Source organism: Rhizobium sp. 05L419, from assembly GCF_056397845.1.
This window is the reverse complement of sequence record NZ_JBFTOF010000001.1, coordinates 276661-290732: the sequence shown is the minus strand read 5'-3', so window position 1 is coordinate 290732 and position 14072 is coordinate 276661. Positions and strand designations below refer to the sequence as shown.

Sequence of the window (14072 nt, the reverse complement as noted above, 5' to 3'; positions counted from 1 at the left end):
GGCGGATGGCGGCCGGGACAGGAGGTCGACTGTCGCATGGTCCCGCCATCCGCACTCGTCAGCTCCGCGAAAAGACGACCTGACGGACGTCTATGTTTCGGGCGCGGAAGCCTGCTTCGCAATAGAATAAATAGAATTCCCACAGCCGCTTGAAGCGCTCATCGAAGCCCATCGGGCGAACACGCTCCCACACGGACCAGAAACGCTCTCGCCATTCAGCAAGAGTACGGGCGTAGTCTAACCCGAAACCAAAGTCCCTTACCAGTGACAAATTCACTTTCTGGCCGAGCTCGGCAAGGTGGTCGCGGGTCGGCAGCATGCCGCCCGGGAAAACGTACTTCTGGATGAAGTCGGGATTGCTCCGATACTGCTCAAAGGATTCCGGGCGGATGGTGATGATTTGAAGACCTGCCTTGCCGCCTGGCTTTAGACATTGTTGCAGTTTGGAAAAATAGGCCGGCCAGTACTTCTCGCCGACGGCTTCGAACATTTCGATCGATACGATCTGATCGTAGAGGCCCGTTTCATCGCGATAGTCCTGAAAACGGAACTCGACGCGGTCGCTGAGCCCGGCTTTTCGGATGCGCTCCTCGGCGAATGCAAGCTGTTCGCGGCTGATTGTCAATCCTGTTATCCGGCAATTCAGTTCGCTGGCCGCAAATTCGGCAAAGCCACCCCAGCCGCAGCCGATCTCGAGGACGTGATCGCCGGGCTTTATACCGGTTGCCTCGGCCAGTGCGCGATACTTGGCGTTCTGGGCCGATTGCAGATCGTTGGCACCGGTGGAGTAGAGCGCCGACGAATAAGTCATCGTCGGGTCGAGCCATTGCTTGTAGAAGTCGTTGCCGAGATCGTAGTGCGCCGAGATGTTGCGCTTCGACCTCGTTTTCGTGTTCGTGTTCATCCAGTGGCGCAGGCGCTCGATGATACGCGTGATACCGCCCTTGCCGTTGGCGTACTCCAGGACGGCTTCGTCGTTGATCAGGAAAAGTTCGAGGAAAGCAGTAATGTCCGGGCTGTCCCAATCGCCGTCCATGTAGGTCTCCGCGACGCCGATCGTGCCACTTGCGAGCGCCCGGTACGTGATGTTCCAGTTCTTCAGGTGAACGGCGGCATCCGGTCCGGGCATGGCGCCGCTCGCGACCACAACGCGGCCGTCCGGAAAGACGATCCGCAGCGAACCATGCTGCATATGCAGCAAACCGCGCAAGGCCAGTCTCGCTCTCAAAGGCAAGCCTTTGGAAATCTTGCCGATATTGTCGTGCGAGAGCTGCACCGCCTCCCGCGCCAATGCTTCAGAATGCTTTACACCTGTCATAGTTCTCTCCTCCGGCGACTTATGGCCGGTTAAGGACGACGATGCGCTGAAACACTCCGCCCCCCGGCGATTGGMTCAAACGCTACCGCATAAGATCGAAAACCAAAACCGATTTCAAAAGGCATTGCACGTAACTTGAAACAGGCGATGCGTCCGATGTACTGGTCCGGCACGTCAGCGTCGTTCTGCCGCTTGCGCTATGTCGTGGCGCCGGGCAATGCTGACAGGATCTGGCACAGGTGGGCGCGGAGTATACCTTGCGCCTTTCAGCCACAGTTTCAACGCCTCCCAATGAATGCCTCCGACGATCTTGAAGGTGAGGAACGGCACGCTGGCGGCGAGCTTCGCCAGGGCAGATGTCGTCAGTGCCACCTGCTGTCCCGAGAAGGTGGCGGCGAGCAACGGACCGCTCGCATCGGTTTCGAGGATGCGCCAGCGAATGTCCTTTCCCGGCGGCAGCATTCGGAAGTGATACCGCATGTTCATGCCGATGAATGGCGAAACGTGGAACAGCTTTTCGCGGGTCTGTCGCAAGCCCGTCTCTGACATCTCTTCTGGGACGACGGGGCAAACATAGGTATGGCGCTCGCCGAAGGTGTTTCGCACCTCGTAGATCAGAGCGATCACCTCGTCGCACTCCCCGTAGGCGTAGTAGACGGCGAGCGGATTGAACACATAGCCGAGGATACGCGGATAGCAGACCAGCAGGAAGCGCCTGGCACGCAGCCCTGCCTGCGCCAAAAGGTCGTCCACGTACGCTCGCATGCCCTGTTCGCCGGCGTGATCGCGCTCGTAGAACGACACCACATTCCGGCGGTTGACGGAAAACAGTGCCGACAGGCCACTGGCCTCGTCCAGCCGATCGAGATCGATCGCCAGCGAGAAAACCCGGTAGCGAAAACGATGGCCGAAGGGCTTCATGCGCTGATGCATCACATCGCCGACATAGAGCGCAGCCGCCGCCTCAGGCGGGGGGCCGTTGCCATCCATGCTAACGCCGTGTCTTTGGTTTCGCGGTTTCATGCGACCGCGTCCAGTTGCCGCTCCGGCATTTGCCGCCGTGGTGTTGCCCAGGGTAGAACGGCGCCCAGTGCCGTTGCTGCCGCCAAACCTGACACCAACCCATCCTCGTGGAAGCCGTAGCCCGTCCATGCTCCGGCAAAGTAGCAATTGTTTCGCCCTTGGATATCGGCCAGCGACTGCTGGGCAGCAACGCTCTCGGCGGAAAACTGCGGATGATCGTAGGTGAACTCGGCAAACACCTTTTTTCCGTCCGGCTCTCGATCCGGATTGAGCGTAACGAAGAGCGGGTGGCTGGAGTCTATGCCTTGAAGCCTGTTCATCCAGTAGGTCACCGCGACCCCGCCCTCGCTGTCTCGATGGCTTGATCTGAGATAATTCCACGACGCCCAGACCTTCTTGCGTTGCGGCATCAATGCCGGGTCCCGGTGAAGAACGACCCTGTTGGGCTGATAGGGAACCGCAGCGAGAATCCGCCTTTCCTGGTCGGTCGCGTCGATCAGCATTCGACGCGTCTGATCGCTGTGAGCCGCGAAGACGACCTTGTCGAAGCTGTTCTCCTCGCCACTTTCATCGATGACTGTGACGCCCGTCTGGCTCCGCAGGATGCCACGCACGCCGAGGCCGAGCTTGACCCGGCCGAGTGGCGCCAAGAGCTTGTTCAAATAGTTGCGGCTTCCGCCAGTGACCGTGCGCCACTGATGCTGCCTGGAGTAGATCAGCCTGTGATTGTCGAAGAAGTTGACGAAGTGCTCGGCTGGAAACTGCAGCATTTTCGCCGCGGGGGTCGACCAGATGGCGGCAGCCATGGGTACCAGATAGTTGTTCGTGAACCCAGGCGAAAAGCCGCGCCAATCCAGATAATCGCCGATAGAGCGTGAGGCGAGGTGACCGGCGGCACGGTCCTTGAGGCAGGTGCGGTTGAACCGCAGGATTTCCCGGATCATCAGCAGGAAGGACGGGCTGAGAAGATTGCGTTTCTGTGCGAAGATCGAGGAAAGACCACCGCCGCTCCATTCCAGCTTGCCGTGATCCAGCGATAGCGAAAAGCTCATGTCGCTGGCGCGCGTGACAATTCCGAGTTCGGCAAACAGCGCTGTCAGGTTTGGATAGCTTGGCTCGTTGTAGACGATGAAGCCGGTGTCGACGGGAATATGGGCGCCGTCATAGTCCACGTCGACGGTTGCCGTATGGCCACCGGGGCGCGTTTCCTTTTCATAGAGCGTAATGTCATGCTGCGGGTTGAGCGCCCAAGCGGCTGATGCGCCTGAGATACCGGAGCCGACAATCGCAATTTTCAGACGTTGCTGCGGGCGGTGAAAATGCGCGTTCATGCTGCATCCTTTAAGGCGTTGTACGCCTTCAACGCCCGATCTCGGACGGCTGCGTGGTCAACGATCGGTTTCGGGTAGGTTTCGCCCAGCCTTATGCCTGCCTTTTCGAGCACGCCCGCCGGGGCTTGGAAGGGTTTGTGTACGAATTTGCTGTCGAGTGCGCCAAGCTCAGGTACGAACTCGCGCACATAAGAGCCGTCCGGGTCGAACTTCTCCCCCTGTAGGACAGGGCTGAAGATACGGAAGAAAGGTGGCGCATCCGCGCCGGAGCCTGCGACCCACTGCCAGCTTGCGGCATTGCTCGCGGGGTCGGCATCGATCAGTGTGTCGCGGAACCAGCTTTCACCCCGCCGCCAGTCGATCATCAGATCCTTGACGAGGAACGACGCGACAATCATCCGCACCCTGTTGTGCATGAAGCCGTGCCGCCAGAGCTGGCGCATGCCCGCATCCACGATCGGATAGCCTGTCATGCCGCGGGTCCAGACATGGTAGTGCGTCGCGTCGTTGCTCCAGCCGAACCCATCAAACCGCCTGTTCCAATTGGCGTAAGGCAGTTTCGGGAAATGGTAGAGCAGGTGGTACGAAAACTCGCGCCAGGCGAGCTCCTTGCGGAAATGGACGACGTCTTCGGACGGAATGGGCAGGCCGCGTGTGTCCTCCCAGATGCGGGCAGGGGATATCAGCCCCAGCGCCAGATAGGGAGACAGCATCGAGGTCGCCTGCTTCGCAGGAAAATCGCGATTGCTCTTGTAGCCCTTGAGCGCGTCATCGATGAAGTCCTTCAATCGCTGGCGTGCTGCCTTTTCGCCGGGGGACCAGATTTCGTTGAAGCACTTTGCCCAATCGGGCTTGGTCGGCAGAAATTTCCATGAGGCGAGGTGCTCGGCAGAGCGCATGGCCGGCGCAAAAGTCATCGTCGCTGGCGCGTCCACAGGACGGGGCGGCTCGCCGGAATTCTCCAGCGCGCGCCAGAAGGGCGTGTAGACCCGGTAGGGCGTGCCGCCGCCGGTCAGAAGCCGGGACGGCTCGTGCAACAGCTGTCCGCCAAGGCTCTTTACATCGACGCCCTGCGTCTCCAGTGCGCGCTTGATGCGCACATCCACGGCGATGCCCGGCGGATCGTAGCGACGGTTCCACACGACCATCTCGGCACCGGTGGTCTTGATCACACCGAGCAGCACCTCTAGCGCGTCTCCGCTCGCAAAGTGCAGCGACCCGCCAAACGCGATGAGTGAATCGTTCAGGGATTCGAGCGAATGGTGCAGCCACCAGCGTTGCGCCCCCCCGAGTGCGCCAGTTCCTGCCGAGGCAGGTTCGCGTATGAAGAGCGGTATGATCGGGCGGCCGCTGCTGCAAGCGGCATGCAGCGCATGATTGTCGTCAACGCGCAGGTCCTTTCGAAACCACAGGATGACCGGTTTTGCTGCAGGGTCCGGCAATGAGATCATTCCCCAATATGTTGTTTTGCCTCTGCTACGAAACTACGGTTGCCATGGATCAAAAGTTTCGCGGGCGGGAAACGATTCAGCTGAAGCGCGCTTTCCTGGCGTTCTGTTTGATGCGGAATTTTCGTCCGCGGGCCCAAGCTTGGTGCGTTGTGCCTTTAATCTACTAAAACTATAGGCAATACTTTTGCCCTAGATGGCCGCGCGGACACTGCGGCCAAACAGGAGCAGAGTATGAGCACCATTCGGCATTTCGATCGCCTTTGCACCCTCCGGGATCAGCTGGAGGCCAAGCTCGAACTTCACGAAGCACGCTACTGCTTGGGGAGCGAAGATCTGGAAGACGGTACGGGATGGGATTTGCGCGAGCGTATTGCCGAGGTGGCCGAGGAGATTTCGGCTCTCGAGCATCGTCCGCGCTACTTTGATTTATAGGATCGAAACATCCAATGGCGGCGACACTCATCGTTCCGGGGCTGAACGGGTCGGACAAGGGACACTGGCAGCGGTTCTGGCTTGACGACGATCCGCAGAGCGTTCTGGTGGAACAGGATGACTGGCACGCGCCGCTTGTCGATAGATGGATGGAACGGCTTGAGGATGCTCTCCATGAGCAAGGTGAAGCCTACATCGTCGCACACAGTCTTGGTTGTCTGCTGACAGCGAAACTTGCAGACAGACCGTCGGCCCGGCGGATCAAAGCAGCCCTCCTCGTGGCGCCCTGCGATCTGCGACCGACCGAGAAGATGCACCCCGGCGCGATCCGCTTCGGACCAATGCCGACCCATCGGCTTCCCTTTCCGACCATCACCGTCGGGAGCCTGAACGATCACTACATGAAACTCGACCGCCTGACGCTCTATGCGCGGCTATGGAAGACGGACCTCAGGAATATCGGTCTTGCGGGCCATATCAATATTGCCAGCGGCTTTGGCAGGTGGGCGGGAGGGTATGCCCTGCTAGACAATTTGAAGGACAGGGCGAAGGCACCTCGCCGTTATGCATGAGGTGGCCACGGCCGACGTCTGTTCGGCTGGCTAGGATCTGTCCATCGTGGGCTCGGCGGCAAATCGAGATGGCGGATCGAAGCAACTGATTACTCTTTGGTATCTTCGCCCGATGAAACCGAAGAGGCCGCTGTTGAGGTTGACAACGCATCCATTGAGGCCGAAACGGCAGACATATCAAACTCCTAGAGGCGCGCTGCCGATCGCGCGCCGGACAGTCGCTCAATGGATACAGGTCAAGTTCCGCAGGGTAGCGTCCTTCGCCATCCCGGTTATCTGAATTTCGCGGCCTCTCGCGTTTTCTCCTCCCTCTCGTTCCAATGCGTCGCCATCGCGATGGGCTGGATGATCTACGACCAGACGCACAGCGCCTTCGCGTTGGCGCTCGTCGGTCTATGCCAGTTCCTGCCGATGGTCGCATTGACGTTTGTCGTCGGTCACGTCGCCGACCGGTTCGACCGGCGCCGCATCGGGCTTGTCTGCCAGATGATCCAGGCGATGGTGTCGGCGGTTCTTGCCGTTGCCACCTGGCAAAACTGGCTGACGCCCGCGGGGATACTGGGGGCCGTTACCGTCATGGGCGCAACTGTCGCGTTCGAGCGACCGACCATGGCAGCTCTGCTTCCGAGCATTATGCCGTCGTCCATGCTGCAGCGCGCCGTTGCGACCTCGACATCGCTGATGCAGACGGCCCTGATCGTCGGGCCGTCGCTCGGAGGACTGCTCTATGGTCTCAATCCTGTCGCCCCGTTTGCGGTGGCTGCCTTGCTGTTTGCCGCAGCAAGCATCAACGTCATCTCGATCCGGATGGAATGGACGCCCTCAAAGCGCGAACCGGTGACCCTGAGGTCGGTGTTTGCAGGTGTATCCTTCATCAAGAGCCGGCCGGTCATGCTCGGCACGATTTCGCTTGATCTCTTTGCGGTCCTGCTCGGCGGCGCGACCGCGCTGCTGCCGATGTTTGCGCGCGACATCCTTCAAGCCGGCCCCTGGGGGCTTGGCCTCTTGCGTGCTGCCCCTGCCATCGGGGCGCTTGCCATGTCGGTTGTCCTGGCCAGGAGACCGCTGACCAGCAGAGTCGGCTTCAAAATGCTGTGCGCGGTAGCGGTGTTCGGCGTTGCGACCATCGTCTTTGCGCTGTCGACGAATGTCATGCTTTCGATCGTCGCCCTCCTGGTGGTCGGCGCTTCAGACACGGTCAGCGTCGTCGTGCGCAGTTCCCTTGTGCAGCTGTTGACGCCGGACACGATGCGTGGACGCGTCAATGCGGTGAATTCGCTTTTCATCGGTACGTCCAATCAACTCGGCGAATTCGAATCCGCCATGCTGGCAGGCATGATGGGACCTGTTGCGGCCGGCGTTATCGGCGGCGTTGGCACCATCGTTGTCGTCCTGCTGTGGGCTAGACTGTTCCCGGACCTCCGAAAGGTCAAAACCCTGCAGGGCTGAGCAGAACCGCATTGCGTGTGAAGCGCGGGCTTCCTGTCGTCACCTACGACCGCGTATGCGCGCCCTCAGTGAACTGTCGACGTGAGGGTCGGCAAAGTGGAAGAGCGCTGTCGCCCGCACCGCCTCTGGATCGCACGCTTCATTGGTGTGTACACTTCGATAGCCCCAGAAAAAATAAGCGTTGCCAGGAACCAATTCGATTCTGGTGAGCGATGCATTTCCTGACCGCGTCAGCGTTCGGAGCAAGAACTGAGTGATCTTGTTATCTAGTAAAAGCTTATCGAGTAGGTTTGTCGCGTAGTAGGCTCTCACCCTTCGCCTGTTTGGAAAGAGCAGAAAATCTCCTCGCTTGCCGACCGTTGGAATCGTGACGGGGATGAGGGCCGTGATGAGATACGAGTCGTAGTGAAAGATTAGGGAGTGTCGGGCCGCCCCTTTTCCTGTCAGGCAGCGTAGGATCTGATAGAACTTCACTTGTGGAGCCGGACGGCTCGAAGCGAGCGCGTAGAGGCGCGAAAAAATGCTCTGAAACTTCTCGGATTCAGCCAGTTCGTCGATTCCGGTGCCTGGAACCGCTTCGCTGCCGTTGAAGACGACATACTCATGATCCGAGCGGCTAACCGCACTGGATACAAACGCTTGCATCTGATGCAAATCGCGTTGCTCTATGTAGTGCGGGATACAGCTGAAACCCGTGGCCTCGATTTCGTTGAATATCTGCCGGATCGCGTCGTCCGACAATATGGGTAACCGCGCATCTATCGTGCTGACTTCAACCATGCTCGCCCCTGATGGAAAACAGAACGTGCTTCATGGCTAATATAAAGAGACCTATTTTGCAGCGCGTCAATGACATTCGCGATGTGGGGCGTAGCCGATGCTCCGCATCTCAAGCTCGCCAGTTAGGTTGCGCCGAAATCGGAGGCATGCGTGTCGCTGAACCAGCAACCTGCTTGCCACCAGGGCCGCCTCGCAGCGAGGCGTTCAAGCTGTTATCCACCGGCGATATCCTGCCGACCTCTTTCGTGGGTCCGGCATCGGCACGATCGAGCCTTGGAACCCCCAGGCTCCGAGCCTTCGCAACGCCCGTTTTCTTCGGCACCTGTCATCCGAGCAGGAAACGACTGGCGCAATTCGGTCCGAATTCGTTGTCTGCGTCTCGTCGATCATCTTGCTAAATCCTCGTCGCTGCCCTGAAGACGGTCTCGAATTCTGCGAGATCGCCCGGCGCCACGTCCGAAATTGCAAAGAACACGAGCCCGCCATCCGACCATTGCCTGATGTTGTAGCCGTCCTGCACGGTCATCGCCTGAGCAGTTGGCGCGGCTGGCCAGATGAACAGGTTGATGACATGACCGTGGCGCCGGTAGACCAGGGCCGCAACGGCGCGCTCGCCAATATAGTCGACACGTCCTCCGACCAACGGAAATCCATCCTTGGACAGATCGCTGACCGGTGGCGAAAAATCGATCCTGCCGTTGAACCACGGCTTCACTGTGTGCTGATCCGAGGTCAGCACGTCGGTCAGATGATCGGCCATCATCGACCGGACATGGCTTGCCATGATCTGGTCACGCAACAGTGCGGTCTGGGATGGTGCGCTGGCGAACAGGACGGCGCTTGCCGCCAATGCCGCCAGGGACGGAACGAAGCTCCATCGGCGGACAAGATCCAGGAGGCGTCGGCGCGGCAGCCGTGCCATGGAACGCGTCGCGGCCTCTTCGAAAGACAGCAGTGACAACACCTGCGCACGCAGTGCCTCCGGCGGTCGCCACTTGACGCCATCCTGATCGATGACCGCGCGTAGGGCGCGGACGCTGTCCATCTCCGACCTGCAATCCGTGCACGTGGCGAGATGCTCCTCAAAACGCGCTGCCTGGACGGAATCGAGTTCGCCGTCGACAAAGCCGTGCAACATGATGCGCCACTCCGCGCAGCCTCTCTGATGGGCTTCACTCATCCTGCTGACCCGCCTTCATCGCACGCATTCCACGCGTCTCCAAATTCGCGCCGAGCCCTAGCGAGCCGCGACATGACGGTGCCGATGGGCGCATCGATGATCTCGGCGATCTGCCGGTAGGAGAGATCCTCCAGCTCGCGCAAGACAAGGATTTCCCGCATCGTTTCCGGAAGCGCGCTGATGACGGCACGCACGCGCTGCTGCTCGCTTTGCCGTATCGTTGCCGCCTCGGGTGAATCGTCCTCCGAAGCGATCTGGTATTCGTCGTTCTCGTGGAAGTCGGCACCGCCGTCATTTGCCGGATGCCACTCAAACCGCGCCTTGCGGCGATCCTGCTGGCGCCACACGTGGCAGCAGTTCCTCACGATGGCAAAGAGCCACGCGCGCGGGTCTCCACCGCGATAGCTTTCGAAATTGCGATAAGCGCGCAGAAACGCCTCCTGGACGATATCCTGTGCGGCATCGGCGTCGCGGCTAAGGAACCGGGCAAAATTATAGGCCGCGTCGAGATGGGGAACGATCATGCGCTGAAAGCGCTGCATGACCTGCTGCTCGACTGTCGCATCGGCCGTCGGGGCGGCCACGTGGCTGTTCGATTTTTCCGAAACCATAAGGTGAAACAGCCACGCCGCGCCCCTGGAAAACACGCCGGGCGCTGATGGTCGAATACAGGCCCCGGATACTTTGGCGACGAGCAGCAGCATCCTGTCGTTCGATCCAGCTGGCAATCCAGCGCGCGATCTGAAAGGCGATCCGACGGGATATAGGGTCTGGGCGTTTGACATCATCCTCCTGCCTCAACAGCGTTCGAATTTAAGCGCGAGACCTGCAGGCACGCAATGCGGTCCGATGTCACCTAGACCGATCGGCACACTGATTTATTCCACGTCCACGCCATTTTCTTGGCCCAGTGCGAGACTTCGGGCGTCGGCGATACAAATAACGCCGTGATTTCAATAATTTGAAAAAATAGTGCTCGAGATCGAGAATAACTGCGCCTTGCCGGCGATCTAGTTCTGCAGCGAGGACATTCCATCAATCGCGGTCTTCGCCACCAGAAATGCCACTAGCAAGAAGGAGGCATATTCATGTTTACCATGTCACGTCGCGCCGTCCTTGGATCGGCTGTCACCGCGGCTGCATTCGGTCTGTCGTCGAAGCTCGAATTCGTCATGCCGGCGCTCGCCGCCACGCCGCTGGAGCCGATGGTCGGCTTCTACAAATACAAGGTAGGCGATATCGAGGTTACGGCGATCTACGATGGGATCTGGAAGAAGCCGCATGACGCGACTTTCATCAAGAACGCCTCGATCGAAGACACCAAGGAGGCCCTGTCCAGGGCTGGGCTCACGACCGAGTTCATGCCGATCCCGCTGACCGTGGTCGTGCTGAAGATCGGAGACCGACTGATGATGATGGACGCCGGATCGGGCGTTGGGCAATGGCAGGCAAATGCAACGCATCTGCCCGCAAACATGGCTGCCGCCGGTATCGACTACAGGGCCATCGACACGGTCATGCTCTCGCATTTTCACCCGGACCATGTCTGGGGCTTGATGGAAAAAGGAACCAATGATCCTGTCTTCCACAATGCGGAACTTGTCGTCAACGCCGTCGAATACAACTGGTGGACAGAGCCCGGTCGGGTCGAAAAGCTAGCGGAAGGCCGCAGGCCCGCGGGCAAGCGCATCAGCGAAGTCTTTCCGAAATGGAAGAACTGGAAGCTGGTGGACGACGGTGCTGACGTTGCACCCGGCGTCCAGCTTCTTGCAGCTCCCGGCCACACGCCTGGCCATTCCGCCTATCTCGTTACGTCCGGCAAGAGCCAGCTGCTCGTGTCGGCCGACATCATGTATGTGCCGGCACTGCTCGCGCCCCATCCTGACTGGCAGGGCAGCTACGACCAGGACGGACCGACGGCCATCGACACGCGCCGCCGTCTCATCGACCGCGTCATCGCCGACAAAATCGCCATTTGCGGCTCCCATTTTCCTTTTCCCGGCTCGGGAACGTTCGTCAAGGACGGAAACGCCTATGGCTTCACACCAACTATCCAGGCCTGAAAGGCTGCAGGGAGAATTACCATGACGAAGTATGCAATTCTTGGATTCATCTGGTTTTGCGCCATATCGGCCGGCTTTTCGGCGGTCACGGCGCTTCCCGCCTTTGCTGTCGACAACATGCAATCCACGGACGCTCCCGATTTGACATCGGTGCGCGCCAAGATCGGGGCGGGAGACTATGCTGGAGCGCTTTCGGAGCTTCGCGGCCTTGCCGAAGACAACCAGCAGGCGGATGTCTACAATCTGATGGGATATACGCTGCGCAAGACGGGCGACTACCGAACGTCGCTGACCTACTACACGAAGGCGCTTGAGCTACAGCCTGATCACAGAGCAGCGCGGGAATATCTAGGCGAACTCTACGTGGAAACCGGCGAGATGGCCAAGGCCGAGCAGCAGGTGTCGTCGCTGAAAGCGCTTTGCCCGCGCGGCTGCGAGGAACTCGAAGACCTGCAAAGGGCGATCGCTGCCAAGGGCAGCAATTGAACAGAGGTGAAACCCGAGGGCGGGCGGCACAAGCGCCCGTCCCTCGAATGACGCCGCCTCTCCTTAACAACCGAAGTTTCGCCAGGCGGCCGATATGGGCGGAAGCGAGAGGATTTCTAGGGATAGAACAAACATACAAAACCCTGATGGAAAAAGCCTGGAGTTGCGGGCTTTCGAGAGCCCCCACGTCGTTCGGGACGTAGGGCGCTACGCCCTAGGGTTCGTCACCGCCGAGCACTGTTGTCCAAAGCAGCGGCGGCACATCGTGTGAAGGCGGTCTTTTTTGAAAATTCACCAGATTGCGATCTTCGTTTGGGTCAAGGCCGGCTCTTACGATCGCCGAATTTATCCGGGCATCAACCCAGTCTGCCGCCTCGCGCAATAATTCGACCGAGTCGTGACCTTTGTAGTGTCCCTCTTTCATCACCAAAACCGACCGATAATCATCGGCGCGAGTGCTCAGAAGGGATAGGCTAGGCGGCTCCATATGGCCTTCGGCGTTCATCCACATCTCGTAAGCCGACCATTGATACTCGTGCATGATGTCGTCTCGTTCCTTTTTCAGAAACTCCCAGCAGATGGGATACTCCGAGCGCCGCTGCTTAATTTCGGCCAATTCGGCTTTCACACCTTCTCGTAGGCCTTCGTTGATGCAGGAGCGAGCGTCGACCTGAAAGAGGTCAATTGACGTTCTCAGGGTGGCGCAAACCCCGGTCCAGATGATTTCCAATCAGCGATAAGGAAATGACTGGAGCTGAGGTATTCGTCCAGATGCCGAATTCCAGACCTGCCATCAGATGCGGCTCGATGAGAGGTCAAGAAGTACCTCACGGGCACATACAGAAGGTGGTAACGGCTTAGGTCGGTCATGCGATTGGCTCGGCCCATTGAAACTTGATGGATTCCAGCAGCGCCTGGCGCCGCTTCATTTCCGAGCCGTCACCGTAGACCGGCCGGCCGAACTCATGACCCATCAAATCAGTCTGCATGCGATCGGAAACCGGCATTCTCGATGCGATCCTGGAACGTGTGGCGGAAGGAGTAGAGCGTGTGAAGGCGGGTAGGGCGCAGCTCCTCCTTCTTCATCATCTTGTTGATCAGGGCAGACGCGACGTCAGCCTTGTCCTGGTAGCGGGGGAAGCCTTCCGGATATTGCTTCGCAGCCCATAGGGCGACACCCACGAGGGGGGCGCGCGTCGAGGTTCATGGTCTGCAGTGCATCGGGGGCAAGGATCTTGCTCCGTATCCAGTCGACCGAGAAGGGTCGGCGCTTGTCGAGCTTGTTGGCGTTGGTTTCCTTGATCCGGCTTTTTGTCCAGACTTCTTTGTAGTTCGTGTGGAGCGCTTCATCGACCACCGTCAGCATGCCGAGCATGTCGCTGAAGCTGCGATTCGCCGTATAGGCCTTCAGGTTCTCGGTCTTCACCTTCTGGGTCCACCAGCTGCGGTAGCGGAGAATGTCGGCGCGAACGATCCGGCCGAGTTCCATGTCTTCGCCAAGTTGGCTCTTGGCGTAGTCGATGGCGCGCAGGCGTGAGTTCTTGTGCTTGCGCAACTGGTCGGGAGACATTCCTGTCATCCCGCCTCGTTATGCTCTTCGTAGAGCTTCCAGACGTCGTTCAGTGTAGGGGTCGGCTCGTCGGCTGTCCCCATGACGGCGTCCACGATTGTCTCTGACTGGTCGAACGCGTCTTCCGCAACGGCGATGCGACGCTCGAACTCGACGAGGTCAGCTTCCCCAACATCTGCTGCCGGCCTGTAGGTGAACCCCAGCGATTGGGCTGCCTTCAGCGCGGCCTCGTAGCGTGCCACGGGCGATTCCTTGCCCTCGCCATGCAGAAGGGCCTTCCACAGCGTCTCAAGCGCCTGGTGGACGTTCGCGGCGCGGCTGAGCGCTTCCTTGTGATTCTTCGTCTTCAGGGATTGCTTGACGTGGACGCGGCCGTCGAGCGGCGCGACCTCGATCGGTACGCGTCTGTAGTACCGA

Annotated in this window: 16 protein-coding genes and 1 pseudogene; 5 read left to right on the top strand and 12 right to left on the bottom strand. The window is 59.4% G+C overall.

The genetic code is table 11. The annotated features are described in order from the left end of the window. Positions 1-58: 58 nt before the first annotated feature. The 4 genes from AC1DMK_RS01500 to AC1DMK_RS01485 all read right to left on the bottom strand — a co-directional run bounded on the left by AC1DMK_RS01500 (position 59) and on the right by AC1DMK_RS01485 (position 5114). Positions 59-1318, bottom strand: coding sequence for an SAM-dependent methyltransferase (locus tag AC1DMK_RS01500; RefSeq protein ID WP_037065789.1), 1260 nt, complete (start codon positions 1316-1318; stop codon positions 59-61). 174 nt (positions 1319-1492) lie between these two features. Next, a complete protein-coding gene (locus AC1DMK_RS01495; protein WP_477856749.1) occupies positions 1493-2341 on the bottom strand; it encodes a DUF1365 domain-containing protein in 849 nt (282 codons plus the stop codon). Further along, positions 2338-3672 (bottom strand): NAD(P)/FAD-dependent oxidoreductase, encoded by a 1335-nt coding sequence (locus tag AC1DMK_RS01490; protein WP_477856747.1) that lies wholly within the window; start codon positions 3670-3672, stop codon positions 2338-2340. Before AC1DMK_RS01490 ends, AC1DMK_RS01495 begins: the two co-directional genes overlap by 4 nt. Beyond that, positions 3669-5114, bottom strand: coding sequence for a cryptochrome/photolyase family protein (locus tag AC1DMK_RS01485; RefSeq protein WP_477856745.1), 1446 nt, complete (start codon positions 5112-5114; stop codon positions 3669-3671). Before AC1DMK_RS01485 ends, AC1DMK_RS01490 begins: the two co-directional genes overlap by 4 nt. Before the next feature lie 240 nt (positions 5115-5354). Between AC1DMK_RS01485 and AC1DMK_RS01480 the strand changes: the two genes are divergently transcribed. The 3 genes from AC1DMK_RS01480 (at position 5355) to AC1DMK_RS01470 (ending at position 7576) form a co-directional block, all read left to right on the top strand. Next, positions 5355-5555: a hypothetical protein gene (locus AC1DMK_RS01480; RefSeq protein WP_080725598.1), complete on the top strand. Its 201-nt coding sequence runs from the start codon at positions 5355-5357 to the stop codon at positions 5553-5555. A 14-nt stretch (positions 5556-5569) separates the two neighbouring features. Continuing rightward, positions 5570-6127, top strand: coding sequence for an alpha/beta hydrolase (locus AC1DMK_RS01475; protein ID WP_477856744.1), 558 nt, complete (start codon positions 5570-5572; stop codon positions 6125-6127). A 225-nt stretch (positions 6128-6352) separates the two neighbouring features. After that, entirely contained in the window at positions 6353-7576 is a 1224-nt protein-coding gene (locus tag AC1DMK_RS01470; protein ID WP_477856742.1) for an MFS transporter, read from the top strand. 39 nt (positions 7577-7615) lie between these two features. Here the strand turns inward: AC1DMK_RS01470 and AC1DMK_RS01465 are convergent, their stop codons facing one another. From AC1DMK_RS01465 to AC1DMK_RS01455, 3 genes are all read right to left on the bottom strand, one after another. Further along, positions 7616-8356: a hypothetical protein gene (locus AC1DMK_RS01465; protein WP_477856741.1), complete on the bottom strand. Its 741-nt coding sequence runs from the start codon at positions 8354-8356 to the stop codon at positions 7616-7618. 394 nt (positions 8357-8750) lie between these two features. Further along, positions 8751-9536 (bottom strand): anti-sigma factor family protein, encoded by a 786-nt coding sequence (locus tag AC1DMK_RS01460; protein WP_477856739.1) that lies wholly within the window; start codon positions 9534-9536, stop codon positions 8751-8753. Continuing rightward, a complete protein-coding gene (locus tag AC1DMK_RS01455) occupies positions 9533-10324 on the bottom strand; it encodes a sigma-70 family RNA polymerase sigma factor (protein ID WP_477856738.1) in 792 nt (263 codons plus the stop codon). The genes AC1DMK_RS01460 and AC1DMK_RS01455 overlap by 4 nt, the downstream gene beginning before the upstream one ends. A 300-nt stretch (positions 10325-10624) precedes the next feature. Here AC1DMK_RS01455 and AC1DMK_RS01450 point away from each other — a divergent pair, with 300 nt between their 5' ends. Next, positions 10625-11599, top strand: a complete 975-nt coding sequence (locus AC1DMK_RS01450; RefSeq protein WP_477856736.1) for an MBL fold metallo-hydrolase — start codon at positions 10625-10627, stop codon at positions 11597-11599. A gap of 21 nt (positions 11600-11620) precedes the next feature. Continuing rightward, entirely contained in the window at positions 11621-12085 is a 465-nt protein-coding gene (locus AC1DMK_RS01445; RefSeq protein ID WP_477856735.1) for a tetratricopeptide repeat protein, read from the top strand. Positions 12086-12299: 214 nt separating this feature from the next. Here AC1DMK_RS01445 and AC1DMK_RS01440 read toward each other — a convergent pair whose 3' ends face one another. The 5 genes and pseudogenes from AC1DMK_RS01440 to AC1DMK_RS01420 all read right to left on the bottom strand — a co-directional run. Further along, entirely contained in the window at positions 12300-12713 is a 414-nt protein-coding gene (locus AC1DMK_RS01440) for a hypothetical protein (protein ID WP_477856733.1), read from the bottom strand. A 238-nt stretch (positions 12714-12951) separates the two neighbouring features. Further along, positions 12952-13092, bottom strand: coding sequence for a hypothetical protein (locus tag AC1DMK_RS01435; protein WP_477856732.1), 141 nt, complete (start codon positions 13090-13092; stop codon positions 12952-12954). A 107-nt stretch (positions 13093-13199) separates the two neighbouring features. Further along, positions 13200-13655, bottom strand: coding sequence for a hypothetical protein (locus AC1DMK_RS01430; protein WP_477856730.1), 456 nt, complete (start codon positions 13653-13655; stop codon positions 13200-13202). 5 nt (positions 13656-13660) lie between these two features. Next, positions 13661-13897, bottom strand: a complete 237-nt coding sequence (locus AC1DMK_RS01425) for a hypothetical protein (protein ID WP_477856728.1) — start codon at positions 13895-13897, stop codon at positions 13661-13663. Between the two features lie 87 nt (positions 13898-13984). Then, a pseudogene (locus AC1DMK_RS01420) lies at positions 13985-14050 on the bottom strand (hypothetical protein); the annotation flags it as partial. Positions 14051-14072 lie beyond the last annotated feature (22 nt).